Annotated in this window: 24 protein-coding genes and 1 pseudogene; 7 read left to right on the top strand and 18 right to left on the bottom strand. The window is 56.6% G+C overall.

Going from position 1 to position 26,457, the window contains the following annotated elements; genetic code table 11:
• Positions 1-83 precede the first annotated feature (83 nt).
• Entirely contained in the window at positions 84-299 is a 216-nt protein-coding gene (locus AC6I8I_RS21500) for a YdgH/BhsA/McbA-like domain containing protein (RefSeq protein ID WP_312053993.1), read from the top strand.
• 64 nt (positions 300-363) lie between these two features.
• Here AC6I8I_RS21500 and AC6I8I_RS21495 read toward each other — a convergent pair whose 3' ends face one another.
• The 4 genes from AC6I8I_RS21495 to AC6I8I_RS21480 form a co-directional block, all read right to left on the bottom strand.
• Positions 364-1,566 (bottom strand): MFS transporter, encoded by a 1,203-nt coding sequence (locus AC6I8I_RS21495; protein ID WP_312053991.1) that lies wholly within the window; start codon positions 1,564-1,566, stop codon positions 364-366.
• Positions 1,567-1,745: 179 nt separating this feature from the next.
• Positions 1,746-2,486: a nitroreductase family protein gene (locus tag AC6I8I_RS21490; protein WP_312053990.1), complete on the bottom strand. Its 741-nt coding sequence runs from the start codon at positions 2,484-2,486 to the stop codon at positions 1,746-1,748.
• Between the two features lie 83 nt (positions 2,487-2,569).
• Entirely contained in the window at positions 2,570-3,937 is a 1,368-nt protein-coding gene (locus tag AC6I8I_RS21485) for a glycoside hydrolase family 10-like protein (RefSeq protein ID WP_497828922.1), read from the bottom strand.
• Between the two features lie 111 nt (positions 3,938-4,048).
• Positions 4,049-6,196 (bottom strand): glycoside hydrolase family 3 C-terminal domain-containing protein, encoded by a 2,148-nt coding sequence (locus AC6I8I_RS21480; protein WP_497828903.1) that lies wholly within the window; start codon positions 6,194-6,196, stop codon positions 4,049-4,051.
• A gap of 184 nt (positions 6,197-6,380) precedes the next feature.
• Between AC6I8I_RS21480 and AC6I8I_RS21475 the strand changes: the two genes are divergently transcribed.
• Positions 6,381-6,746, top strand: coding sequence for a hypothetical protein (locus tag AC6I8I_RS21475; RefSeq protein ID WP_497828902.1), 366 nt, complete (start codon positions 6,381-6,383; stop codon positions 6,744-6,746).
• A gap of 118 nt (positions 6,747-6,864) precedes the next feature.
• On the opposite strand, the gene AC6I8I_RS21470 is transcribed toward AC6I8I_RS21475, so the two are convergent.
• Both AC6I8I_RS21470 and pdxR read right to left on the bottom strand, forming a co-directional pair.
• Positions 6,865-7,092 carry a hypothetical protein gene (locus AC6I8I_RS21470; RefSeq protein ID WP_497828901.1) on the bottom strand — a complete coding sequence of 76 codons (228 nt, stop codon included), beginning with the start codon at positions 7,090-7,092 and terminating at the stop codon, positions 6,865-6,867.
• 426 nt (positions 7,093-7,518) lie between these two features.
• Positions 7,519-9,009: a MocR-like pyridoxine biosynthesis transcription factor PdxR gene (gene pdxR / locus AC6I8I_RS21465; protein ID WP_312053985.1), complete on the bottom strand. Its 1,491-nt coding sequence runs from the start codon at positions 9,007-9,009 to the stop codon at positions 7,519-7,521.
• Between the two features lie 110 nt (positions 9,010-9,119).
• Here pdxR and gabT point away from each other — a divergent pair, with 110 nt between their 5' ends.
• Both gabT and gabP read left to right on the top strand, forming a co-directional pair.
• Positions 9,120-10,406, top strand: coding sequence for a 4-aminobutyrate--2-oxoglutarate transaminase (gene gabT / locus AC6I8I_RS21460; protein WP_312053983.1), 1,287 nt, complete (start codon positions 9,120-9,122; stop codon positions 10,404-10,406).
• 76 nt (positions 10,407-10,482) lie between these two features.
• Positions 10,483-11,898, top strand: a complete 1,416-nt coding sequence (gabP, locus tag AC6I8I_RS21455) for a GABA permease (protein WP_497828900.1) — start codon at positions 10,483-10,485, stop codon at positions 11,896-11,898.
• Positions 11,899-12,179: 281 nt separating this feature from the next.
• On the opposite strand, the gene AC6I8I_RS21450 is transcribed toward gabP, so the two are convergent.
• The 3 genes from AC6I8I_RS21450 to AC6I8I_RS21440 form a co-directional block, all read right to left on the bottom strand.
• Positions 12,180-12,491, bottom strand: coding sequence for a YmdA family protein (locus tag AC6I8I_RS21450; RefSeq protein ID WP_497828899.1), 312 nt, complete (start codon positions 12,489-12,491; stop codon positions 12,180-12,182).
• A 464-nt stretch (positions 12,492-12,955) separates the two neighbouring features.
• On the bottom strand, positions 12,956-13,375 hold the full coding sequence (locus AC6I8I_RS21445) for a bleomycin resistance protein (protein ID WP_312757376.1): 420 nt from the start codon (positions 13,373-13,375) through the stop codon (positions 12,956-12,958).
• A 46-nt stretch (positions 13,376-13,421) separates the two neighbouring features.
• Positions 13,422-14,306 carry a LysR family transcriptional regulator gene (locus AC6I8I_RS21440; RefSeq protein WP_497820906.1) on the bottom strand — a complete coding sequence of 295 codons (885 nt, stop codon included), beginning with the start codon at positions 14,304-14,306 and terminating at the stop codon, positions 13,422-13,424.
• Between the two features lie 193 nt (positions 14,307-14,499).
• Here AC6I8I_RS21440 and AC6I8I_RS21435 point away from each other — a divergent pair, with 193 nt between their 5' ends.
• Positions 14,500-15,351, top strand: a complete 852-nt coding sequence (locus tag AC6I8I_RS21435) for a Vmh family MBL fold metallo-hydrolase (RefSeq protein ID WP_497828898.1) — start codon at positions 14,500-14,502, stop codon at positions 15,349-15,351.
• 78 nt (positions 15,352-15,429) lie between these two features.
• On the opposite strand, the gene AC6I8I_RS21430 is transcribed toward AC6I8I_RS21435, so the two are convergent.
• Positions 15,430-16,848 carry an amidase gene (locus AC6I8I_RS21430; protein ID WP_312053972.1) on the bottom strand — a complete coding sequence of 473 codons (1,419 nt, stop codon included), beginning with the start codon at positions 16,846-16,848 and terminating at the stop codon, positions 15,430-15,432.
• A gap of 110 nt (positions 16,849-16,958) precedes the next feature.
• Between AC6I8I_RS21430 and AC6I8I_RS21425 the strand changes: the two genes are divergently transcribed.
• Positions 16,959-17,522, top strand: a complete 564-nt coding sequence (locus AC6I8I_RS21425) for a TetR/AcrR family transcriptional regulator (protein WP_312053970.1) — start codon at positions 16,959-16,961, stop codon at positions 17,520-17,522.
• 88 nt (positions 17,523-17,610) lie between these two features.
• Here the strand turns inward: AC6I8I_RS21425 and AC6I8I_RS21420 are convergent.
• The 4 genes and pseudogenes from AC6I8I_RS21420 to AC6I8I_RS21405 form a co-directional block, all read right to left on the bottom strand.
• Positions 17,611-17,940: pseudogene (locus tag AC6I8I_RS21420) on the bottom strand (beta-barrel domain-containing protein); the annotation flags it as partial.
• Positions 17,927-18,268: a hypothetical protein gene (locus AC6I8I_RS21415; protein ID WP_497828897.1), complete on the bottom strand. Its 342-nt coding sequence runs from the start codon at positions 18,266-18,268 to the stop codon at positions 17,927-17,929. The gene AC6I8I_RS21415 and the pseudogene AC6I8I_RS21420, both read right to left, overlap by 14 nt.
• A gap of 540 nt (positions 18,269-18,808) precedes the next feature.
• Positions 18,809-19,480, bottom strand: a complete 672-nt coding sequence (locus AC6I8I_RS21410) for a hypothetical protein (protein WP_312757991.1) — start codon at positions 19,478-19,480, stop codon at positions 18,809-18,811.
• Positions 19,481-19,589: 109 nt separating this feature from the next.
• Positions 19,590-20,504 (bottom strand): LysR family transcriptional regulator, encoded by a 915-nt coding sequence (locus AC6I8I_RS21405; RefSeq protein ID WP_497828896.1) that lies wholly within the window; start codon positions 20,502-20,504, stop codon positions 19,590-19,592.
• Positions 20,505-20,602: 98 nt separating this feature from the next.
• Between AC6I8I_RS21405 and AC6I8I_RS21400 the strand changes: the two genes are divergently transcribed.
• Complete coding sequence (locus AC6I8I_RS21400) at positions 20,603-21,676, top strand: SDR family oxidoreductase (protein WP_497828895.1); 1,074 nt, start codon at positions 20,603-20,605, stop codon at positions 21,674-21,676.
• Positions 21,677-21,745: 69 nt separating this feature from the next.
• Here AC6I8I_RS21400 and rluF read toward each other — a convergent pair whose 3' ends face one another.
• The 4 genes from rluF to AC6I8I_RS21380 form a co-directional block, all read right to left on the bottom strand.
• Positions 21,746-22,621, bottom strand: coding sequence for a 23S rRNA pseudouridine(2604) synthase RluF (gene rluF / locus AC6I8I_RS21395; RefSeq protein ID WP_312757987.1), 876 nt, complete (start codon positions 22,619-22,621; stop codon positions 21,746-21,748).
• Between the two features lie 111 nt (positions 22,622-22,732).
• Positions 22,733-23,218, bottom strand: coding sequence for a GNAT family N-acetyltransferase (locus AC6I8I_RS21390; RefSeq protein WP_497828921.1), 486 nt, complete (start codon positions 23,216-23,218; stop codon positions 22,733-22,735).
• Positions 23,219-23,295: 77 nt separating this feature from the next.
• Positions 23,296-25,281 (bottom strand): autotransporter outer membrane beta-barrel domain-containing protein, encoded by a 1,986-nt coding sequence (locus tag AC6I8I_RS21385; protein ID WP_497828894.1) that lies wholly within the window; start codon positions 25,279-25,281, stop codon positions 23,296-23,298.
• 190 nt (positions 25,282-25,471) lie between these two features.
• Entirely contained in the window at positions 25,472-26,362 is an 891-nt protein-coding gene (locus AC6I8I_RS21380) for a MurR/RpiR family transcriptional regulator (protein WP_312757985.1), read from the bottom strand.
• Between the last annotated feature and the right edge of the window lie 95 nt (positions 26,363-26,457).

Here is a 26,457-nt window from a genome sequence, read left to right as displayed (position 1 = left end):
TATCAATATTGGTATAGTAACCTTGGTTATCATTATTCCCATCGGAGGCAGTAACCTCCTCTCTGACCAACAGGAATATGACCATGAAAACTATTAAATCGACTTCTATCGCCGCCCTCGCCGCTCTTTCGCTGATCTCATTTGGCAGCTTCGCACAGAGTGTCTCTGTTACCTCTTCCACTCTGGATGGCGCAGAAGCGAAAATCGCCGCTCAGGCTCAGGAACAGGGCGCACAGTACAAAATCACCGAAGCGAACACCAACAATCGTGTTCATATGACCGCTGAACTGTATAAATAACGGATGGTCGCAAACGGATTTGCCAGAAACGGCTGCCCAACTGGCAGCCTTTTTTGTGGCTGAATCAGGCAAGCCGACTTTCAGGATCTGTCCCACCGCGCCACCAGAGAATCAGTGCGCAAAGTGCGATGGCACCCAGTACGTAAAAGGCGATGCTGTAGGAGTAGCGAGCGGCGATGGCGCCAGTCAGGGCCGGACTGAGCGCAGCACCGGCTCCCTGCATCAGCATTATCACGCTCTGCCCGGCGTTAACATGGCCGGTACCGCGTAACAACCAGACGATATAGCCCGGAACTGCCACGCCAAGTATTCCGGCGGCAATACCGTCCAGCATCTGCACCGGTATCACGAATATCGGTTCGGAGAAGCTGGCCGCCAGCAGCGCGCGCAGCGGCAAAATTAACAGCGCCACCCTAATCAGCGGACGATAACCGTGCGTCCCAATTCGCTTTGACACCCACAGCGCAACCGGAATCATCACCAGTTGTGATATCACCACCGTTGCGGCCGCATACAGGCCGGGACTGACCGCCGCGTCGGTGCCCGCTGACGCGACACGCATGCTGAGCATCGGTAATAACGCGGCATTGGCAAGGTGAAACAGCAGCAGGGTAATCCCGACCATCAGCAACGCGGGTTGTCGCATCAGCACCCACAACCCCTGAGCCGGAGCCGCGTGTTGTTGCTTTTCATAACCGCGCGCCACCTGATGGTCGATCTCATCTCCACGGATGGCCAGCGTGGCGACAGCCGCGAATATCGCCATTATTGTCATCAGAATAAATACCGCGCCCATTCCCCAGTGCCAGGCTGCAAAACCGGCCAGCAGCGCGGCAACGGTATTACCGCCGTGGTTAAACGCTTCGTTACGCCCCATCTGCCGGTTAAAACCAGGCTGGCCGCTTAATCCCAGAGTGATACCTGCTACCGTAGGGCCAATAAACGCCGCAGCAATGCCCGCCACGATTTGCGACACCATCGCTACCCAGCTCTGATTGCTGAACCACAGCAGCAGCGTGGCGAACGTAATCACCAGGCAACCCAACAGCACGATAATTTTTTTATGTCGGGTGGCATCCGCCATAATGCCGGCAGGCAAGGTGGCCAGCAGTCCGGCGATGCCGCCAACGGTCATCACCAGTCCGATCTCGTCGGGCCGCCAGTGGCGTTGGGTCAGAAAGATCCCCAAAAACGGCCCGAGGCCGTCACGTACGTCGGCCAGAAAAAAACTCATCAGACAGAGAGCGGTGAGAGAACGTTGAGACATAAAATTTCCCTGAAAGCGAAGTCATGCGTTTGCGCTTCGTTTAAAAGAGGAATTATGGTTTAGCGCCAGGAAGGTTACGGCGAGTTATCGTAACAAAATGAAAAAGGCCAGCCGTATACCACGTTACGACTGGCCCTGAGAAGAGCTGGCGCAGGCCAGCTACGCTTTAGCTAAGCGGCTTATTTATCGTTGCCGAAACCCTGTTTAAGCAGCGCGGGCAGTACGTTCGGGAAGTAGATGTTTTTATAGTAACCGCTGACGCTTTCGCTCCAGCTTTCGCCATCACTGCGTCCGATGTTTTTCCAGTGCTGGACCATCTCATCGTTATAGGCAGCGATGTGTTGCGCCATTTGCTCAGTCCGATAGGTCTCTTCATGGCGGAAGGTCGCCATCGGCAGACGCGGTTTCTGATGCGCAGGCTGATCAACGTGTCCGATAACCACACCGGCAATCGGGAAAGTCAGAGGCGGCAACTCCAGCAGCGAAATCATCGCCTGCGGATCGCGACGAATACCGCCGATGGGTACAATACCCAATCCTTCCGCTCGCGCGGCTGCCATTACCGAGCCCAGCGCAATGCCGATATCGGTGGAGCCGGAGACAATACTTTCAATGCTCTGATGGGCAATCTGCTGCTGATCGATGGCCGATATGGCCAGATCCGATTTATGCATATCGAGCACGAAGGTAATAAATACCGGTGCTTTGGCAATCCACGGCTGGCCGCCGGCTATCGCGGCGATCTGAGCGCGTCGGCTGGCGTCACGCGTCACCACCACTGAAACCTGCTGCGAGTTCACCGACGTCGGCGCGCGATAGGCGGTACTGATTATCCGATCCAGAACCGCATCATCGACCGCTTGCTCTGTAAAACTGCGTTCACTTTTGTGGCTGGTAAAAATATCGATCAGGTTGCTCATAGTTCTCCCCTTATAAAGCCCAAGAATAACAGTTAACTGCGGGGAAAAACTTAACCGCACTGGCCTTACACTTGCGCCTTCTGCTACCTGCCCCAGCGGCTTCTGAGATACTCCACCGCCTGGCGGGTCTGAGGCTGATTAAGGTAATTCTCGCGAAACAAAATGGTGCCATCGATATTGGGGTTCGATTCATTCAGGTCGAGCTGCTTTTTCAGCTCAGGCACGCCACCCAGTCGGGTCCAGTCAGGTTCAATCTTTGACGGTTCGCCCACTTTATACAGCGCCAGCCCGATATAAAGCCGGGTTTTGGTCGGTTTCACCACTTCAGCCCACCAGTTAGCCAGTACGTCATACCGTGCGGCCTGGCGCGAGAACGGCCAGTAGAGCTGCGGTGCGATGTAATCCAGTAGTCCCTGCTGCACCCAGCGACGGGTATCCGCATAGGCTTCGTCATAGGCGGCTGCGCCTCGGGTATCCGATCCAGCGGGATCGTGTGACAGGTTACGCCAGACGCCGGCCGGACTGACGCCAAATTCGACCTCTGGCTTCAGCTGTTTAATGGTGCGGGATATCTGCTCAATCAGCAGCTGGGTATTGTGTCGCCGCCAGTCTGCTTTAGCAGCAAATTCCTCGCCGTAGCGGCGGAAAGTCTGGCTATCGTTGAGCATCGAGCCGGGCGATTCGGCATAAAAGTAGTCATCAAACTGCACGCCATCGACCGGATAACGTGCGACAACTTCGGCTACGATGCTGGTGATCCAGTCACGCGCCTCCGGTATGCCAGGGTCAAGAACAAAACGGTCGCCGGCCGTACGTATCCAGTCCGGGTGCAGCACAAATACGCTGGCCGGATGCAGCGAGAGGGTGCGATTCAGCGCACTGACGGTGGAAGGTTTGGTGTTCACCGCGACGCGGTAGGGATTAAACCAGGCGTGTACCTTGATACCGCGCTTATGCGCTTCATCCAGCATAAACTGCAGCGGATCGTAGCCGGGGTCCTCACCGATTTTGCCGGTCAGCATATCTGACCACGGCAAAATTTTTGATGGCCACAGCGCGGTGGCATCAGGTTTAACCTGAAAGAACACCGTATTGATGCCGAGACTTTTCAGATTATCCAGCTTAGCGATCAGCGCGCGCTGCTGCTGGCTGATACGCAACGCAGGCGCACTGCCGTTGACCGATTCGACCGGCGGCCAGTCGAGACGCGAAACGGTGGCTATCCAGACGCCACGCACCGGCTGTTTACTCTGCGGCTGTGGGGTCACCGGCAACGGCTGTCTGGTAACCGGTGGGAACGGGGTGACCAGCGAGCGCGGCGGCTGCGAGGCACAACCGATCAGCAGCAGTGCGGTAGCCAGCGCCACGCCTCGCCTGATAAAGGTCCGGGTCGGGCCGGGACGGTGATAAACGGCGATGATGAACTCCAGTAAACTCTGGTCAGGTCGCAAAAGGGACATTCTCGATGACCGGGATTAAAAGTCAATGCGTTACGACGATGAAACCGTCTCTCTCCCGTCCCCCCGCTGGCTGCGTCATTACCGCCGACTGATACCGGTTGGCTAGTGGCTGCGCCACGCTGACAAGGTGATGATCTGGCTGATGCCGTCATCAAGCGCGTGGTCAGCCAGCCTGAACTGATAATCGCCAGCGGCGAGCTGCCAGCTTCGGCTTGCGGGGTCAAACACCGCCAGACAACGAGGTTCAATCCCAATCGGTATCGTCCGCTCTTCACCTGCCTCCAGCATCACTTTGTGAAAACCCACCAGACGCCACGTCTGGCCTGGGTCATCAATCCGTCGGCCATACAGCTGAGCCACCGTTGCGCCAGCTCGCTCGCCACTGTTTTTTACCCCTACGCTGGCGTGGAGTTGCTCATCCTGCTGGGTGATCTGCAGGCTGTCGGCCGAAAAGGAGGTGTAGGAAAGACCGTAACCAAAAGGAAACAGCGGGCTCAATCGCTGCCTTTCAAACCAGCGGTAACCCACATCAGCGCCTTCAATATTGTAATCGATGTGAAACACGCCACCGCGCAGCGGTTCACCCGGATTGGAGGTAGTCACTGCGGGATCGCTCATCGCCGAGCGCGGCAGTTGGTTTTCATCACGCGGGAAGGTGACCGGCAGGCGACCTGATGGATTCACCCGACCAAACAGCACTCCGGCAATCGCTTCTCCCCCGCCCGAGCCGGGATAAAATGCTGCCAGCACGCCGCTGACCTCCTCCAGCCAGGGCATCTTAACCGGACCGCCTGACTCAATCACCACAAGGGTTCGTGGATTGGCACGCGCCGCCGCGCTAATCAGGCGGTCCTGTTGATCCTGCAGGGCCAGATCGGGCAGATCCTGTCCTTCGGTATTCCACGATTCAACAAACACAATCACCGCATCCGCCCCGGCGGCCTGCGAGGCAATCGCGGCGTGATCGCTGCCGTCGAGATAATCCACCCGGGCCGCGCCCGACTGGCAGCGGATGGCGTGCAGCGGCGAGGAAGGATGATAAACTTTGGGCACCGGCACGCCCATGATGGCAGCACCCTGCTCCGCAAAATGCCCAATCGGCGTGACTGAAGAGGAGCCTCCGCCGGATAACACGCCCTGGTCAGCGTGGCCGCCAATCACCAGCAGTCGTGGCAGATTGAGTGCCAGCGGCAAACAGCGAGCGTGGTTTTTCAGCAGCACGAGGCCATTTTCTGCCGCCCGCTGCGCAATCAGCCGGTGCGCGGTGTAATCAATTGGCACGCCAGGCCGGGCCGGGAAGTCAATCGCCCCGACCGCAAACAGGCTGCGTAACTGCCGTCTCACCATCTCATCCAGCCGCTCAGCCGGGACCCGTCCCTGCTCTACTGCCCGCCGCAGCGGCTCGCCAAAAAATGGCTCTGGGTCCAGATTGCTGCCGGACTGAACATCGAGTCCGGCCAGCGCCGCTTTTTCGGTAGAATGGGTGGCGCCCCAGTCTGACATCACCCAGCCTTTGAAGCCCCACTCGGTTTTCAGCACCTGCTGTAACAGATGGCGGTTTTCACTGGCCCACTCGCCGTTGATCAGGTTATAACCCGGCATCACCGCACCCGGCTCCCCAAGTTCAATAGCAATCCGGAACGCCAGCAGATCCGACTGCTGCATCGCCTGTTCATCCAGATCGGAACTGACCAGCACCCGTCCGGTTTCCTGTGCATTGAGCGCAAAATGTTTCACGGTGGAGACCACATGTTGTGACTGAATACCTTTTACCGCGTGTCCGGCGATGATGCCGGTCAGCAGCGGATCTTCGGAGATATACTCGAAATTTCGCCCGCCACGCGGTTCGCGGATCAGATTGGCACCGCCCGCCAGCTGCACGTTAAATCCTTTTGCATGAGCCTCCCGCCCCAGCATATTACCGGTGGTTTCCGCCATTGCCGGATCAAAGCCCGCGCCCAGTAACAGCGAAGAAGGCAGCGCGGTGGCATTATCGCCGGGCCGTACGTTAGCCAGATTGCCGACGCCAAGACTGGCATCAGATTGTTGCATCGCCGGTATACCCAGCCGCTCAATCGCCGGATAACAGGCAGCCGAGCCTAACGCACCGGGGATTCGGGCCTCACCTGGCGCCGGAATTGCCATCGGTCCGCTCAGCCAGCGCATTTTTTCATCCATCGTCATTTGTTCCACTACACTTTGCGCGCGTTCATCAGCGTTCAGCGTCCGGTCCTGCCAGCGGCTTGTCATGATTTTCTTCCTGAAGTGGGTGAGCGTTATTCAAGACTAGCGTTAAACGGGACGGTTAGCGCCTAAACTGTGATTAATCCAGCTCCGGGTATCCGTTCCATCGGCGAGTTATGGTCCCTGCAGAGACGATAAAAGTGCTTAGCTGGCATAAATGCTGTACTCCTTTGGACCGTTACAGATACCAATGAATGACAATCGCTATTGCTACAACCTCGTGGTCAGTGTCCGCTACCGTTGTTATGACGGAAATAAAAAAGCCCGACGATGCGGGCTTTTTTATTTACTTTTAATGCGGAAACTAAGATTTACTTTCTTTACTACTGTTCGGATTGGTGAAAAAAGTGATATTAAAAATAAAAACACCTTAACAAACGCTGCAAGCGTTGCGACTGTTACCACTGCCTTTGAAATTGTTGCTGGCAAAGAATACCACTCTAAATATGTTACGCCAGCGCCTCTAAGGAAAGCGGCACCTGTAAGCACTGCTGCCATTGCAGCTAAACCGCAGATTAATTTTGCCATCTTTTCCCTCAGCTATCGTTGCTGCTAAGTATTTTACCAGGTGTACTGGCCACCTATACTTCCTCGAGCATTATTTCTGCCGGTATTGTTATTACAGGAACCGATACCACCACCGATAGCACTGGCTACGGCCGTACCTGCGCCACCTACCGAACCCGCAACCATTCCGCCCAAAATACCATTGAGAAGTCTTTCAGTTCAGGATGAGCGGCGACCAGCTGAAGAACGCCATTGTCTGGAACAAAGATATAATGGTGACTGCCAGAACGGCTACCGTGCTGACTGGTTCGGGCGCCTGCGCCAGCATAAGCAGGATCATAATCTCCACTTGCACCTGCGATAAACGTCGACTGCATTTTATTTAACATTTCCATTTTTAATCCTCTTCAATATTTGTTCTTACCTGAAGAGAACTGTACTGCAGACCAGGTATATCAATTAAGTGAAGCATAATCAAAACGTGTCTCAGCTAATATTTTAAATTGACGTAGTTGAAACAAACGAAGATTGTGATAAAGCAGGCCCAATTGGCAATGAATTAACAATAAATAAAGCTGAAATGCCCTGATGCTTTTTAAAGATATGTGCGTAATTTCACATTCCCCATTAAATGCAGACCCGAATGTGGCTCTCCCATCTTTCTGTAGCATTTAATAATCAAATTCAATGTGTGATGCCTTCTATGCAGCAGGTAATAGCACCAGACAACCCTCTTATGGGGTAAAAAAGATAGGCTGGCACGTTTAACCTGATATCGCTCATCTGGCAACCTGCCGACCGTTGAAAGCGCTACAGAGCTTTTAGCGCTGCGGAGTGAATTCGATACCCGCCGAGGCCAGGCAGGCTTTGAGCGTGCCGAACGCATCCTGACATTGCCGTTCGTTAACGCAGGCATAGCCGAGCAGCAGACCGCGCTGGTGCTGCGGATGCATATAGTATTGCGATAACGGCCGGACTTTGACGCCGCGCGTTAACGCCTGAGCCGCAATAGCCACATCATCTGTTCCGGGCGGCAGCGGCATCACCAGATGCAGGCCCGCGTCATGATTGATCGGCGGCAAGAAGGACGCGCCGAGATAGCGTTCAATCAGCTTACATAAAAACTGACGTCGCTGACGGTAGAGCAACCGCATGCGGCGGATATGATCCATGTAATGGCCCAGCCGGATGAACTCCGCCAGCGCCCGCTGAATCAGCAAATGCCCGCCGCGATACAGTTCTGCCGCGGCGATGCGTAACGGTTGCGCCAGCGGCTTAGGCACCACCAGATAACCAATCCGCAGTGCCGGATAAAGCGTTTTGCTGAAGGTACCCATGTAGATGACCGGCGCGTCCGCTTCCAGCCCCTGCAACGAAGGATAAGGCTGACCGGAGAAGCGAAACTCACTGTCATAATCATCTTCCACGATCAGGCTGTGATGACGGCGGGCCAGCGCCAGTAGCGCCTGACGCCGCGCCAGACTGAGATGTACACCCAGCGGATACTGGTGTGACGGTGTCACAAATACCATTTTAGGCGCCGGTCCGCTGTCCGGCACTATCCCCTGTTCATCAACCGGCATCGCCCGAATATCCAGACCGTTCATCCGCAACAGATTACGGGTGCCCCAGTAGCCTGGTTCCTCCATCCACACCCGATCACCCGGGTCGCACAGCACCCGCGTCACCAGATCCACCGCCTGGTGCACCCCTTCGGTGATCAATATCTGATCGGCATCCGCCCGAACTGAGCGTGCCACGCGCAAGTAATCCACCAGCGCATGACGCAGATCGGGGCAGCCGCCGCCGCTACTGTAGACCAGCCGGTGAACATCCGGTTCCCGGTTCAGGCGGGCCTGAATCTGACTGAATAATTTATGGGGAAACTCGGTAACGTCCGGCGCGCCGGGTACAAATGCACCCCACTGATAGGGTGAGGCGGTAGCATGCCCCAGCAAACTTGCGCCGCGTTTTGACAGCGTCGCCGGCAGTGGCAGCGCCACCGGCTGGGTATCGAACATCGCATCACTTTGCAGGCAATTTTCTGGCAGCGTTTCAGCAATCCAGGTGCCGCTGCCGGTTCGTGCAGTGACGTAGCCCTGCGCCATCAGGCTCTCATAAACATGCATCACCGTATTGCGCGACACCCCGAGCTCGCGCGCCAGATCGCGGGTCGGCGGCAGTTTTCCGCCGCTCGGGAACACCTCTTCAATAATCGCCGCCTGCATACAATTCAGCAGGCGCTGATGCAATGAGCCGGCGGGTTCAAACTGTAACCGCGCTAATAGATGATCTGCGTACAACAGTTGCAATTGGCTCCACCCCTGCTTCAACAATTGGCTCTGGCAACTCACCGCGCCTCACGCCTAAATAAGCGTGTTTGTCGGGAATTGTAAATACGCAATACAGCGAGGTGGATCAAATGAGCGAAAAAAACAGTCTGATGCAACAACGCAAAGCCGCGGCACTGCCTAAGGGTATCGGTACGCTTTGCGACTGGTATGTTGCCCGGGCGGAGAATGCCACCTTATGGGATCAGGCTGGCAACAGCTGGATAGATTTCGCTGGCGGCATCGCGGTGCTGAACACCGGTCATCGTCATCCGCGCGTTGAACAGGCGGTCGCCGATCAGTTAACCAAGTTTACCCATACTGCTTTTCAGATCACCCCGTATGAAAGTTACATCGCACTCGCTGAGCGCATCAATCAGCGGATACCGATTGCCGGGCCGGCGAAGACGGCATTCTTCACCACCGGCGCGGAAGCGGTTGAAAATGCCGTCAAAGTGGCGCGAGCCTATACCCGTCGTCACGGCATCATTACCTTCGGCAACGCCTTTCACGGCCGGACGTTTATGACCATGGCGATGACCGGCAAAGTGGCCCCGTACAAGCGAGATTTTGGTCCGATGCCGGCCTCAGTCTGGCACGCCCGCTACCCCAGCGAAGTACAGGGGATCAGTGTTGCAGCGGCACTCAGCAGCCTTGACGACATTTTTAGTCAGGACGTTGCGCCGCACGACGTCGCCGCCATTGTGCTGGAACCGGTGCAGGGCGAAGGCGGATTCCACGCTGCGCCGTTGGCTTTTATGCAGTCACTGCGCGAGCTGGCCGATCGCCACGGCATCCTGCTGATTGCGGATGAAGTCCAGAGCGGCTTTGCCCGTACCGGCAAACTGTTCGCCATGGAGCACTATCCGGTGAAAGCGGACATCATCACCCTGGCCAAGAGCCTGGCAGGCGGGATGCCACTGTCCGCCGTTGCCGGTCGGGCCGGCGTGATGGATGCGCCCTCACCCGGTGGCCTTGGCGGCACCTATGCCGGTAATCCGCTGGCGATTGCCGCCGCGCATGCGGTGCTGGATGTGATTGAAGAGGAACAGCTGTGTCAGCGCGCCGTGACATTAGGCGCCAGGCTGGAGGCAGAACTGCAAAAACATCATGCCACTTATCCGGCGATTGCCGACGTCCGCGCGCTGGGATCGATGGTGGCGATGGAGTTTCATCAGCCCGGCGATGCACAGGCGGTGCAGCAGGCGGCAATGGCGAGTGGCCTGCTGCTGCTGACCTGTGGCGCAAAAGGCAACGTGATCCGTTTCCTTTATCCACTCACTATTCCCGATGCGCAGTTCAGCCAGGCGCTGGATATTCTGAGCGCGGTGCTCAGCCAGTCTCTGGCACCCGCGACACAAGGTGCCGTTCCGGCCTGATTCCCCCGGCTGATTCAGCCGGGCTCTTTCCCCTGCTCGTCCGGGTCCCCCCGGGCGCAGCGTCGGAGACGATGATATGACAATAACGCAGACTGCGAATAATGATGCGCTGGCGCAAAACCTGAAACCGCGCCATGTGCGGATGCTCTCCATCGCCGGGGTCATTGGCGCTGGATTGTTTGTTGGCTCCGGCCACGCCATCTCAGAGGCGGGACCGGCAGTACTGATTTCCTATGCGGCAGCCGGTGCGCTGGTGGTGCTGATTATGCGGATGCTGGCCGAAATGGCGGTCGCATCGCCTGATTCCGGCTCGTTTTCGACCTATGCCGACAAGGCGCTCGGCCGCTGGGCTGGCTTTACCATCGGCTGGCTCTACTGGTGGTTTTGGGTGCTGGTGATCCCGCTGGAGGCCAATGCGGCCGGAACCATACTGCACGCCTGGTATCCGCAGGTGGCTATCTGGCAGTTCACTCTCGCCATCACACTTATTCTCACCGTCACCAATTTGCTGAGTGTGAAAAATTATGGCGAGTTTGAATTCTGGTTTGCGCTGATTAAAATTGCCGCAATCATTCTGTTTCTCGGGGTAGCGGCGGCGGCGGTGTTGGGCTGGTTGCCGGGCAGCGGAACTCAGGGACTGTCACATCTTTATGATACCCACGGCTTTATGCCGAACGGAATGGGTGCGGTGATGGCCGCGATCCTGACTACCATGTTCTCTTTTATGGGCACCGAGATTGTGACTATCGCCGCCGCAGAGTCGAAGAATCCCGGTAAGCAGATCACCCAGGCAACTAACTCGGTCATCTGGCGTATTGCGCTGTTTTATCTATTGTCGATTTTCTTTGTGGTGGCGCTGGTGCCGTGGAATACGCCGGGCCTGGTGCAACAGGGCTCCTGGCAGACGGTGCTACAGGCGATGAACATCCCGCATGCCCGGCTGATCGTTGATCTGGTGGTGCTGATGGCGGTGTGCAGTTGCCTCAACTCGGCGCTCTATACTTCATCGCGGATGCTCTATTCACTGTCACGCCGTAAAGATGCGCCCGCCGCCGCCTCCCGCACCAACCGCAGCGGCACACCGTGGGTTGCGGTACTGCTCTCTACTGGCGCGGCCTTCCTGGCAGTGATCGCCAACTATCTGGCTCCGAGCGCGGTATTTGAGTTTTTACTGGCGAGTTCCGGCGCTATTGCGCTGCTGGTCTACCTGGTGATCGCTGCATCGCATCTGGTGCTGCGTAAAAAACGTGAAAAAGCCGGTGAAGTGCTGAGCTATCGGATGTGGCTGTTTCCCGGCCTCACCTGGTTCACCATCCTGTTTATTGTTACGGTGCTGGTGGTGATGTTGTTTGATGCCGATCATCAGGCTGAGCTGCTGGCAACCGGCGGGTTAACGCTGCTGATCATTGCCACCAGCTATCTTTTGCACCGCAAAAGAGAAAAACGGCAGAGCGCGAAGTTTTTCCCGCTGCACTCTTCCGATCACTCCTGATCATTCTCTCTCCATCCACACGCCCAGGGAGGGGCGTGATTCGCCGATTCATCCCAGGCACGGCAGACGCTCTGTAAAAAGTAACCGGCTATCTCCTACAGCCTGTTGCCGGATTAAACCGTTCACGCCGGTAAAGCTGCGAGGTTGATAACGCCTGCGGGCTAATTTCACCAGAAATAAACCAGCACTAAATCCCCCCGTACAGCTTCACGACAAAAGTGGGCCAGCGGCAATCACACCGTGGCCCTATGATTCGGTTTATGGCAACAGAGGCGGTAATTTTACAGATAGGTCACTGAGACAATGCCTTTACGTTTACCGGCATCCAGCCACGCCGTATTGACACTCACTGGCAGCTGAGCGAGCGTCTGTGCTTTCCGCACATCGACATATTGCGCCACCGTTTTTCCACTTTGGGGATCAGAACAGATAAAGGCAGCCGGATTGAGCTTCACATCCATATTACAGGAGCCATTGAAAATGCTGCCGCTAAAGTTGATCGAGGCTGAAGAAGGCAGACTCTCTGCACTGGCAGTGTGTCCGATTGGGGTGAAGAGCAGCGTGGCCAGGCAGGCAATTAAACGTGTTTTCATTACGCATTCTCCTGGGTGACGTTAACCCTTATCGGCCGCGGCACCCATCAATAAAGTTCAGCGATAACAAAGAGTCGGACAGGCACCATCAGCGTCAGATGCGATCGCTGATTTATTCACTGTAACAGCGTCTAAATAAGGCAGATCGGCCATGCAATTGAACAGGGCCAGTCAAAAGTGAGTATAGCTAAGCCGCAAAAATTTAAAGTTCTTTGGCGATCTTTTTATTCAGCCTGAGCACAAACTTTCCGGCCTGACGGGCAACTGTTTAATGCGAATAAAATAATATCCGCTTGTTACCCGGCAGAAACGCTAACCGCGGCTTGAAAGTTTAACGCTGACATGATTATCGATATTATCCGGAAATGTATTACAGCAGCCGGGGCAGTTTGCTAAGCCGCGCCAGCAAGCAGACAGAGGAAATAACAGCCGCGCGATATCTGTTCAACGCACCAGTCGGTGTCTCAGGCCAGGTATTGGCTGAAACGCAGCAGATAGCCGTCCGGGTCCTGCACCAGAAACTCCCGCTGGCACATCGTTGTGTTTCCTGTCACATAATGATTGTCCTGAACCGGCCGGAACAGCGGAATGCCCTTATGCTCAAGGCGTAAAAGTATCGGTTCAATTGCCTCAACCTCAATCTGAAAATTAACTCCACGTCCGAACGGTTTTTCCAGTGGCGCGGTTTTCCAGCCTTGCGCGTGATATTGCTCAATCATTAACTGTGCGTCGCCGAAGTTGAGATAGGCGAAATCCGGATCCTTGCGCCGGTTCATCAGCGCAAAACCGATGATATCGACATAGAAAAATAATGAAGCCGCGAAATCACTCACGGTCAGCTCTGGCACCATCGGGTTCCAGTAGATCGGCTTGTCATCAATCATTTATAGCGCCTTTTATCCTGTCTTTTAACTACCGGAATCGGTCCGATCAGCTTATCTGAGCGATAGTGCCCTGCAGCTCATCGAGAAACAACCGCAGCGCGGCAGACTGGTGCTCGCGCGACAGATAGAGTCCCCAGATGCCGAATGTTTGTGGCCGGTAGTCGGGGAGCAGCTGCACCAGCTTGCCGCTCGCCAGGCTGCTGCGGGCTTCCTGCTCGGGCACCATCGCCACCCCGCAGTCGGCAATAGCCGCATCACACAACAGCGATGAGATGCCGGCACTGAAATTTCCCCTGACCGCCACGGCGATCTTTTCACCCTGGGGGGCGGTAAAATGCCAGCTTTGTCCGGCAAATCGGCTGTAATAGAGGCAGTTGTGCGACGATAACGCCTCTGGCGTCCGTGGCGTTCCCTGTTTCGCCAGATAGCCCGGCGAGGCACACAGAACCGAGCGACATTCGCCGAGCCGACGGGCAATCGCACCCGGCTCCGGTGCGTCTGTGATGCGGATCGCCAGATCGATGCGCTCGCCGATCAGGCTGACCGGCTGATTGTTAATCTCCAGCTCAATACGCAGCGCCGGATAACGTCTAAGGAAATCGGGAATTGCCGGACCGACCAGGTGAGTCGCGGTAAAATGCGCGCAGGCGATACGCAGCGTACCGGCGGGCATCGCCTGCGTCGACTCCTGCTCAATCTCCTCCGAAAGCCGTGCCAGCTGACGGGTTCGCAGCAATATCGCCTCGCCGGCGGGGGTGATGGTTAACCGACGCGATGAACGGTGCAGCAGGCGGGTCCCGGCCCACTTTTCCATCTCCTCCAGATAGCGGCTGACCATCGGCCGCGAAATGCCCAGCGCCCGTGACGCCGCACTCAGGCTGCCCAACTCGCATATCCGGTTAAACACCGCCGCAGCTGTCACACGATCCATCTCATCACTTGTACGATTTATGAAACTCAGCATCTCTGATTGCGGGAATTCTATCAGATAACAAAAGCCGTAAAATAGCGCTGTGATCTGCAGAGAACACAGGCGGCTGAGTCATCGGCGACGCCGGTGTTCTCTCCTGACGACTTTGCAGAGGTTGGTCAGGAAATGACTCCCGCTACTCAGAGGATTAAAAATGAAAACCACGCTGTTACCGTTAACGCTAATTCTGGCCTCGGCTGCCGCCACGGCGGTCCCGCTGCAGTTCGAAACCTACAACCCGCAGCACAACGGTATTTTTGCCGTTTCCTCAACCCTGGTGAGCGGACCGAAAGAAGCCATTCTGTTCGATGCGCAGTTCAGCACCATCGACGGTGAAAAACTGGTTGAGATGATTAAACGTAGCGGTAAAACGCTGAAAGAGATCGTCATCACCTCGGGCGATCCTGATTTTTACTTTGGTCTGGAACCGATTGTGAAGGCCTATCCTGACGTGAAGGTAGTTGCGACGCCGGGCGTGGTGAAGCATATTCAGCAGACGCATCAGGCCAAGCTGCAGTACTGGGGGCCGCAGATGAAGAAGGGCGCGCCGGATAAACTGACCCTGCCTGAAGTCACCGATCAAACCCGCTTCAGCATCGATGGAGAAGTGCTGGAGCTGCGTCATCCGGATGAATACGCCGCTTACGTCTGGGTCCCGTCAGAAAAAACCATCCTGGGTGGAACGGCGATTTCGTCCGGCATTCATGTCTGGACCGCCGATACGCAGACGGTAGAAAGCCGCGCCGCCTGGCGCAAGGTGCTGACTGAAATGCAGGGGCTGAAAGCGACAAATGTCATTCCAGGTCACTACCTCGGCGAACGCCCGGCCGGGAGTCAGGCGGTAGACTTCACCCTGAATTACCTCAAAAGCTTTGACGCGGCCCTGGCGCAATATAAAACCTCATCGCAGGTGATCGGCGCGGTCAAAGCCGCCTGGCCACAGCTGGCAGAAGAAGGGTCACTGGAACTGAGTGCCAAAGTGAATACCGGCGAGATGAAGTGGTAAGCTGAACGCATTATTCACCTGCCCTGACCCGCCGCTCTCCCGGGCGGCGAGTCGTCAGCTGCAACAGATGTTGCCGAATTACTCGCCAGTCAGCAGTGCAGGATGCAGACCTTTAACCGGACTTAACGCTTCAAGCCGCGCGGCAATAGCCAGAATTGTCGCTTCATCGTGCCATTTCCCGGTGATCTGAATGTTGATCGGCAAACCTTCGCTACTCTGACCAAAGGGTAAGGCAATCCCTGGCAATCCGGTGACGTTAAGCGGGACCGTGGCCGCCTGCAGCCAGCTGACATCCACCGTCTGCCCATCAATCACCAGCTGTTCAACTCCATGCTTGTGAGCCGGTGTCGGCAGCACCTGGGTAATCAGCGCATCATAGCGCGAAAAGTATTCGGCATAGCCATCGCGGATTCGCTCGGCTGCCTGTTCCGCTTCGATGTACGCCTGCAGCGGCGTATCGGGCAGTGACAGCATGGTTGTGGCCATTTTATAGATTTCCGCCGGATCCCGGCCCGCTACAGCTGCCGCAAACGCAGGCTTCATCTCCATCACGTGCAGACGGTTGAACACCTCCAGCGCAAAATCACGTTCCAGCGCTGCAATCCCCACCTCCTCAACCTGCACCCCACTTTGTTGCAGCGCCGCCGCCGCCGCTTTCACCACTGCCGCCACGTCCGCATCAACCGGACCAAAGCCGGGTCCGGTCATCCAGCCAATCCGCAATGGACGATCGCCAACGGCCTCGCCCGACTGCGGGCGGGCAGCAGCAGTCGCAAAAGCATCCTGCCCATCCGGACCCGACAGCAGCGAGAAGGCAAGCGCAATATCGCGTACCGAACGCGCCATTGGACCAACATGCCAGAAGCGACGCGGTGCGCGCGGCCAGATACCGGTCATCGGTATGCTGCCATGGGTGGCTTTGATGGAGGTAATACCGGTCTGAGACGCCGGACCACGAACCGAAATGGCCAGATCGGTGCCGAGGCCGAGCGGCGACATCCCGGCGGCAATGGCGGCAGATTCGCCTCCGCTTGAGCCGCCAGGCGTGCGGGTCAGATCCCACGGATTGTTGGTGCGGCCGCTGAGTAAATTGTCGCTTTCAATCCAGTATGAAAATTCAGGCAGATTGGTTTTAGCCAGCAGAATGCCGCCGGCCTTTTTCATCCGCGCCACGCTGGTGGCATCCTGAGTCGGCATCCGATTTTTGAAGATTGGCGATCCGCGCTGCGTCATCACGCCCGCGGTGTCGATCGAATCTTTAACGGTAAACGGGACACCGTGCAGGGGTCCCAGCGCCTGACCTGAACGGACAGCCTGCTCGGCCGCTTTAGCCTCGCTCAGCGCATTCTCTGCCAGCGTGACAATCGCATTGATCTGCGGATTAGTTTGTTCAATGCGATCAAGGTGCGCCTTAACCACTTCGACCGGTGAAACCTCGCCGTTGCGAATGCGTTGAGCCAGTTCTGTCGCATCGTTAAAAAAGAGTGGATTTTGCATGTTAAATTTACCTACCTGTCACTTGGTAGGTAAACAGTAGATCGCTTATTTTCCACTGTCAACAACTACCTGCCAAATGGTAGGATGATAGCTTCACCGGAGGAGAGACAATGAGTAAGAATGCAAAAGAAGCGATCCTGGCCGCGGCGCGTAAAAGTGCGCAAGCCCATGGCTATACCGGCCTCAATTTCCGCCAGCTGGCGAGTGAAGTCGGTATCAAAGCCGCCAGCATTTATCACCACTTTCCAGGCAAAGCGGAATTAGGGGCGGCGGTCGCCCGACGCTACTGGGAAGATACCGCCGCCGATCTTGACGCACTGCGTGAATCAAACCCGGAGGCAGCGGCCTGTCTGCACCACTATCCGCATATTTTCCGCCGTTCGCTGGAAAGCGAAAACCGGCTCTGCATGGGCAGCTTTATGTCAGCAGAATATGACGATCTTCCCGAGGCGGTGAAAACCGAGGTACAGCATTTTGCCGATGTGAATATTGCCTGGCTGGCGGCGCGCCTGCAGGAAACCGGCATGACCGACGTGGAGCAGAGTCAGGCACGGGCGCGGGCCATTTTTGCCGCCGTGGCCGGGGCACAATTGCTGGCCCGCAGTCGTTCCGACATTTCGCTGTTTGATGCGCTGATAACCGATTATCAGGTGGCCGGTCTGCTGCCGGCTTAAGCGCCAGGTTAGCGGTCTGACGCTATCCCTGGCGCTTTACTCACCCTCACCGCCAGGGCGGTGAGGGATTCACCCGCGACGGATTTGCTTACCGTTCACGCAGCGCTTCCCGGGCCCGGTTAAGCGGCTTAAGTAAATACTCCATGATGGTTTTGCTGCCGGTGTGGATCTCTCCCATGGCGATCATTCCTGGGTAAACCGGAAAGTGTTTCCCTTTTTTGTTCACCAGATAATCTTTATCAGTCCGGATGTAGACCCGGTAAAAATATTGATCGCGATGAACGTCATCCTGAATGGTATCAGGTGATATTGAGGCAACCTCTCCTTCCAGCTCGCCGTAAATATTAAAGTCATACGCGGTCAGCTTGACCACGGCGCGCTGACCCGGGGTGATAAAGGCCACATCACGCGGGGCGATCGGCAATCGGGTTGCCGGCATCGTCACTCAGCATCAGTTGGGTGACTGTCACACCTGCTGGATCGCTGGTTTTGTTGTTGTCAACCACAGCGCCGGTGTTGTCACCCGGGTTCGTTGCGGCTGAAGAGAAAGAGCTGTGATGTTTGCCGCCCGAAGGAAAGAAGATGGCAATACCGGCTAATGCCGCACCACCCGCAAGCGTGCCGCCGGCAATCAGCATATTATCGATACCCGCAGCTTCAACCATATCTGAGGTCAGCGAATAAAAACCGCCAGCGGCGTCATATTCATCAGCATATAAGACGCCGTCCGGGCCCGACGCGAGCATAAACGGCAGTTCTGTCTGACTGACATTCTTTACGATGAACTGGTAATGCTCACCGATAACCGTATCTTCCCGTTCGAACTGGAATTTATCATCGACTTTTGTGGCTTAGATCTTTTGAGGCGGTTTTCCGTCACTGCTATGGACTTCATTTGAAACAGGCTGCTGAGGCACATTGACCCGCAGTGATTGATGTGAGTTTAAGGTAAATGCTGAAGACAATTGATAAGAGATTATGTTTACCGCTTCCGTTAACGGGCGTTAAGCCGCTATCAATTACGGAAAAATTCATCTGACCTGCAATAGCCATAATGACCCGGCAGAAAGCCACGCTCTGAATCACGAACGATCAAATAATCGTCCCAATCAGTTACAGCAATAAATTACAGCAATAAATTACATCGTTAATAATTCCAGAGCGAAATTACCAGGCAAGCCGCGAGCCATACGCTGATTAAAGCGCTGAACTCCACCATTCGGCGAAGATCATAGCGCCAGATACCCAGCCCGCTGGCTGCGCAATACAGCGGTGAAAACGGCAGGCTACATTTTGTTCAGCAGACGTCGGTCATCTCGCGCCTGCAGCCGTGCTGCTGCTGGTGACGGGAAGATATAGCTGAATAAATCCCGGTAGAAGTTGAGATGTTTCACCAATCCTTCGTGAATCGTTTTGGTGATGTCTTTAACCAGGAAGTCATGCGTGGTGCTGAAGCTGGCGACGGTGAAAAAGGTTTTATCATAGACGTTAACCATTCCTTCCCACTTCATCACCCGCTCTTCACGTGCGGCGTCATCTGAAGCGACAAAAATCGCCTTATGCGATTTCACACCGTGGTTACTGACATAGGTCAGAGAGGAGTCGTAGCCACGCTTGCTGCGCCAGCGGCAGAATTCATAGGGCACATCGTAACGCGGCAAAAAGAAGTCGGGACAGCGGAAGTTATCATCACAAATCAGTCCTTCCAGCGTCACCGAAACATGCAGGAAATCCTGCATGAAATCAAATTGCCGGGTTTTGCTGCAGCTGACGTTTATGTTGAAATGACCCGCCTGTACATACCAGTAATTGGTAAATCCGGTCACCAGAATACAAAACACCTGCCAGTCACTGAGTTTACGATCGCCTGCCAGCCCTCTGAAGCGGCTAATCATCATCCGTGATTTAGGATGCTGATACGCTTTCAACAGCGGATCGTTCATACCTTTCAGCAACATCAGGCACTCTCCTTAACATTTTGCGCTTATCCTGCCACGCCCTCTGAACCCTGAAAAGGGGTCATCTTCTGAATGTGTCGGCTATGCGGCGTTGGTGCTGAGGCAGGGGTTAATCCTGCCGCTGCAGGCTTTGCTGCTGCAAAGCGGCAAGCTTCTGTTCAAAACAGCCCACCAGCAAACGTACCTTGTGCGGAATGAAACGTGCATCGGGAAAGATGGCATAGAGATAGCGATCCGGCAGCCGGTAGTCAGGCAAAATTCTGACCAGCTTACCGGCCGCCAGCGCCTCACTGGCAATTAACGTCTGTATGCCGCCTATCCCCAGCCCGGCTTCAATAGCCTCTGTCAGCGAGTGACTGTTATTCGAGCGAAAGACACATTCCACCGCGAGCGAAACGCTCTCTTGTGCTGAGACCAGGCGCAACGGCGCATCCGGCTGAAGGCCACTGAAGCGAATGTGAGGATGACGCTGTAAATCGGCGGGCGTCAGCGGTTGACCATGCTGCGCTACCCAGTCAGCGGCGGCCACCAGCACTGTTTCAATCGTGGCCAGCATGCGGACAGCCAGGCCGGCCGGCGGCGCTTCGCTGAGACGGATGGCGACATCGACGCCTTCAGAAATCAGATCGGACAAGCGATCGTCAAGCGCCACCTCCAGCCGTAATGCCGGATGCTGCTGCTGAAACGCCAGCAGCTGCGGCATAAAGCGCTGGCCCAGCCCGCTGGGTAACTGAATGTGCAATTTCCCCTGCAGCGGCTGCGACGTCGGCCGTAACTGCTGCTCCAGTTCATCCATGGCGTGTAACAGTTGCCTGACCTGCTGCAGATAACGCTGTCCCTCTTCGGTTAACGCCATCGCGCGGGTGGTTCTGTGCAGCAGGACCACGCCCAGATCGGCTTCAAGCGCCGCCACCTGCTGGCTTATCGCCGACTGTTTCATCCCGTGTTGTCGCGCAGCTGCTGAAAACGATCCCGCTTCGGCAACGCGAATGAATGACTGAATCGCAGTCAGTTTGTTCTGCATTTAGTGGATTTCTTGATAAGTGTTATCGGTATAGAGGGGATTTAATCACAAAGAAGCCCAGGTGAGACTGTGATTTCACTCCAGATGAGATCGCTATCATGATTAACAGTCAGAAAAAAAACGTCGCGCTGGTGGCAGGCGCGACCGGTATCGTGGGCCAGCAACTTATTCGTGCCTTAACTGCGCAGCACTGGCAGGTCATCAGTCTGAGCCGCCAGCGACAGCCCGACCAGCAGCAGTCAGAACAGGCTCTGGCTGACCTGCTGTCGGTTGATTTGCTCGATCAGCAGCAGAGTCAACAGCGGCTCTCTGCTCTGACTCAGGTCACGCATATTTTTTACAGTGCCTGGCTCAACGCCGCAGATTGGGCCGCGATGGTGAAACCCAACGTGACGATGCTGCAAAACCTGGTCAGCAGCATAGAGCCGGTCGCGCCGCTACAGCATGTCAGCCTGATGCAGGGATATAAAGTTTACGGTGCTCATCTCGGACCGTTCAAAACGCCGGCGCGAGAAAGCGATGCTGGCGTACCGGGTGCTGAATTTAATGCCGAACAGCTTCGCTGGCTGGCCGACCGGCAACAGGGTAAAGCCTGGCACTGGAGCGCGCTGCGTCCCGGCGTGGTCGGCAGCGACCGCCCGGGCAACAGCATGAACCTGGCGCTGAGTCTGGCGCTTTATGCCTCACTCTGTCGCGCTGAAAAGCTGCCTCTGCGCTTCCCGGGTTCAGCGCAGACCTGGCACAGCCTGGTCGACTTTACCGACGCTGAATTACTGGCCGACGCCACGATCTGGGCCGGGCAGGCATCCGACGCACGCAATCAGGCGTTTAACGTGAATAATGGTGATTTATGGCGCTGGAGTGAGCTGTGGCCGGTGATCGCGGCGTGGTTTGATCTTGAGATCGCGCCGCCCGTTTGCTTATCCCTGCAGCAACTGTTCGGCGATTATCGGCACAGCTGGCGGGATATCGCTGCGGCTAACCAACTGGTTCAGCCCGATATTCTGGCGCTCAGTGACGGCAGCTTTGCCGATTTCGTCTTCGGCTGGCACTACGATATGTTTGGCGACGGCAGCAAAATCCGTCAGGCGGGGTTTCATCAATACCGCGCAACCGACCGGATGTTCTGCGATCTGTTTGCCCGCTTTCGCGCCGCCAGAATTATTCCCTGAGCGCCTCAGTGACAATGGCGAACGCAGACAGCGCGGCCGGAAAGCCTGGCTGGCTGCGCGGCATATCGATTAGCGCCCTTTCTTCCTGCGTCCCGGCTGCGCAAAACGCTTGCGTGAGGCGCTGTCAGGCTCGGCTTTGCCAGCAGCCGGACGGGCCGGGCTTTTCTGCGCTTTTTTTGCTGCGGCGGTTTTAGCCGGCGCTTTCTTTGCCGGCTTATCTTCTGAAGAAGAGTTCTCCAGCAGTTTAAACAGTTCGATCAGTTCGTCATCGGTCAGATCGCGCCATTCCCCCAGCGGCAGACCTTTCAGGTTGACGTTCATGATGCGGGTACGCTCAAGCTTCGTCACTTCATAACCAAAGTGCTTACACATGCGGCGGATCTGGCGATTCAGCCCCTGCACCAGGGTGATACGAAACACAAAAGGCGCTTCTTTTTTAACTTTGCACTTTTTGGTCACGGTACCCAGCATCGGCACGCCCGCGCCCATTCCGGCGATAAACTCATCGGTAATCGGCTTATCAACGGTAACCACATACTCTTTTTCGTGATTATTACCGGCACGCAGAATTTTATTGACCAGATCGCCGTGGTTGGTCAGGAAAATCAGCCCCTGAGAATCTTTGTCCAGACGGCCAATCGGGAAGACCCGCTTGCTGTGGTTCACGAAATCGCTGATGTTGTCGCGCTCACCCTCTTCCATAGTCGTGATAATGCCGACCGGTTTGTTCAGCGCAATCAGCACTAAATCATCTTCATCACGCGGCTCGATAAGCTGACCGTTCACTTTCACCACATCGCCTGCAAAAACCTGCGCGCCGACAGTGGCGCGTTTGCCGTTAATGAAAACGTTGCCCTGTTCGATATATCGATCGGCGTCGCGACGAGAACAGATTCCGCTCTCGCTGATGTATTTGTTGAGACGAGTTGATGAATGAGTCAGCATGGTTCCTCCAAAAAACGCGGACTATACCTTACCGGCGTGGGCTTGCGAAGTGTTTGCGCGCGAAACTTTTCCGCTGCTGAAGCGCGGCCCGGCCCGGCTTAACGGCGTGACTCAGTCAGACGGCGCTGACAGGTCAATGGCCATATTCATACAGCGCAATCCACTGCCGGCCAGCTTTGAAGGATAAACACTTTCACCCAGCAACTCGAAGCCATGTTGCAGGTAAAAGCTGGCGGCGTTAGGGGTGGATGCGAGCGTCAGGCGCCGGTAGCCACGGCGCTGTGCTTCCGCTTTGATGGTTTCAATAATCTTGCCCGCCAGCCCCTGGCCGGTGAAGCCAGGCAGGGTAAAGATCGCCTCAACGCTGCCGGCCGCCAGATCCAGCGAGCCGGTTGCCACCGGCTGGCCGTCAGGACCGTCGATCACCAGGAAAGGATTCTCGCGGATCATCGCCGGAAAGCTGACGGGCATCCGGTCCGGCGTCCAGGCGGCAATCACCTCGGCTGCATACACCGACTGGCAGCCGTGGCGAATCGCCTGGTTTCTGATATCCCACAAGATTGTTGCCTCTTCAGGTGAAGCCCGTCTGACCTTCATCATCCTCTCCTGCCTCATTAATGCGCACCGTCTCGCTACGTTATCACACCGCTTCCCTGCAGTGCGATCGCCGCCGATCAGAAGCGCGCATTGAGCCCGACGTTCCAGCTCACCTGATGATATTCGCTGTTGCCCGCCACCGCAGAGACGCCTGCAAACGCGGTCACCGCCGTGCCAAGCGGCACGCTGGCCCCGACCGCCATATCCAGCCAGTTATCATCGCCTGCTTCGCGGGTGCGGGTAAACGCCGTGCGGGTCGATTTCAGTCCGGCCGTCACCGCAGAGTCACTGTCGCCAAACTGATGGTTGTAACTGACCTGCGCCCACGGATTGATCAACAGCTGCCTGCTGTCGATGCGCCAGCCGACAGAACCGACCTGCGAATGCAGCGTCTGATCGCCAAAGCGCATGGCGCTGCTGCGATTGCCCTGCTCCTGATAGCCTGAGACCCGGCTGTAATCCAGCGCATAGCTGGCAACCGGACCGGTGGAAACATACTGGCCGAGCGGCAGATCCCAGCCGGTTTCGATGCGCATTCCCAGCAGCTTACCATCAGTACTGCCCTGCTCGGTCCGGGTGGCCGGTCCCAGTCTGACCTGACGCTCAATATCATCAAAATCGAGATAGGCATAGTGCAGATCGGCGTTAATCCAGCCCTGATCAAACAGCCGCAGCTGACTCCACAGCGCCACCAGATTGCCACGCAGTCGGTAGTCGTAACGTGACGATGGCTCCTGACGCTGCGACGTCGCTGAAAACATCGCCCCGGCCTGCCAGCTGTCGTTTAGCTGATAACCAATACCGACCGCGCCATTGGCGGTGGTGGCATCGCCATCCTGATAACTGTCGCCGCGGAAATTCCGTGACTGACCGGCATAGCCACCGAAAACGGTAAACTGTCCAGCGTCAGCGGGCTGCTGGCGCTGCTGCTGCAAATGCCCTTCCAGAGTATTCCGCGCATCCCTCACCAGCATCAGCGGTGACTGACTCAGCGCCGCCACCTGCAACGGCGCATCCAGCACCGACTGAATATAGTCAGCGATCAGGGCATGCACCGCCGGGCTGGGATGCAGACGATCCGCAAACAGATACTGCTGCGCCTGAGAGAAGCCCGGCGTGGCCGAAGTGCAATCCATTGCCGAGACGCCAGGCGGACAGGCCATGCCTGCGCTGTTGCTGATGCCGTACTGGCCCGGATTGTCGATCACCTCATTGAACAGTCCGTTGATATCGACCCGCGCGATATTGCCGCCGGTCGCCACCAGCCCCTGCTCTTCGAGCAGGTTATAGCGGTCGGTCAGCGTCGCCGCAGTGTCGCTTAACAGTTGCCAGGCGGCAAACAACTGTCGGGCGATCGCTTCACGCACCAGCGGAATGGCCGGGATCTGATCGGCTGCCTGGCGGAATGCCGCCTCAATAGCCTGCTCACGCGCCGCCCGATCGGGCGTTGTGACGCTGCTTAACGACTGGAACAGCGCTGCTATAGCCGGTTCCGCCACCGGGCCAAGCGGTTGCAGGATGGCCTGCAGCAAAGCCGGCGTCGCCCCAACGTTTGGCACCGTCGGCACCACCACGGTTCCCGCTCCGGCCGCCAGCAGCCGGCTGACCTGGTCGGCAGCAGAGCGGGCACTGTTATCGATCACCTGCACCGCATTCAGCGGATCGGCGGCGGCTGCAGCCAGATCGTTACCGCCGATCCAGTGAATATAGAGGCCGTTGCCGTCAGCGCGACCGCCACTGGCGGCCAGATAACGGTCGACCTGATCCTGACTGTTGTACTGCGGATTAAGCGCCGGCACCGCCACCGCTCCTCCGGCAGCATAGTTACTGCCACCCTGGGACGACGGCAGCAGGGTTTGGTTCAGCTGCTGCGCCAGTATCTCGTCATACAACGGATGGGACGCCGCGTCGTAGGTGAAGCGGCCTACATTGCCGCCGTCGCTCAGGCTATCGCCAAACACGGTGAGCTGACTCCAGGCCGCTGCCGGCAGCGGCGACAGCAGGCTCAGGGTGGTTATCGCTGCACTGGAGAGCAGGTGTCGCGGGTGAAAAAATTTCATCATCGGCTCCGCACAAGGTAACAGGGATTAAAAGAAGCAAAAAAACAGGCTCAAGCTCGCAAAGCAAAGTAAGCGTAGTCGGCAGCAGAAAATGACAGCAGAAAAGCCGCGATCGGGATCTCAAAGCGGGAAAATTTGGTCAGATGCGGCGTCTTACCCGGCAGAGATGACGGCCGCCGGGCTGCTTCAGGGACTATTTTTTACCGGCAGGTTTCAGGCCGCGATAGAGATCCTGCAGGCGTTTCATGGTTTTGACCGTGCGCTGCGGGAGCGTGGACGCCACCGAAAGGATCAGCATCTCCAGACAGACCATAATAGTGCCGTGCAGCGGAATGCGGCCGTTTTCACCGCCGCGCGGGACGTTGATCACCACATCGGCTTCACGGGCAAAAAACGACTCGGTGGCATGGGTCAGCAGAATAATCGGAATGCCCAGCCGTTTTGCCTCGCGGACCACGGTGGTGCCTTCGCGGTGCGCCGATTGTTGCGCCATCATCACCAGCACGTCACCGCGCTGCAGCGCCAGCATCTGTTCGGCCAGCGCAATACTGGCGCGATTAAGGGAAAACGCCGGCAGCCCGATACGATTCATCAGGCGGGCGCTGTAATCCGCCAGAATCCCGGAGGCGTTAATGCCAAAAATCGCCACCTGACGCGCCTCCGCCAGCAGCGCCACCGCATCGGCGACGGCGACCCGGTTGTGCGGCAGCGACATTACCTCACAGGCGCGCCGGTGCCCCTCCAGTACAAAATCAATCGAACTGTTAACGTCGCTGGTCACTTCGCTGACGGTGGTGATCATCTTATCTTCAGAGGTCAGCGATGGACCAAACCACGCCTGCAGCGTCTGTTTCAGGTCGCGCAGGCCGCTAAAACCCAGCGCCTGAACCGCCCGGATCACCGTGGCATCGGAGGTCTGATTAGCCTGCGCTATCTCCATCGCGGTACTTTCCAGCACCGTTTCCCGCTGTTGATCGATGTAACGGGCCACCGCCAGCAGCCGGGGCGACAGCTGCTTTTGCCGCAAACGCAGACGCTCACCAAAAACATCAACCCGATTTTTGCCGGTTATTGCCTTTTTCATTATTAATCCTGCTGGCTGAGTGGTCGGTCGGGCAATAGGGTTCACCCGCGCTGAAGCGCGCTGATTTTAACCTGAACGCTGTAGTGAGCAAGATA

The organism is Pantoea sp. X-Soil-YNGN-775, from assembly GCF_059730575.1.
This window is presented reverse-complemented; position numbering and strand designations above follow the sequence as displayed.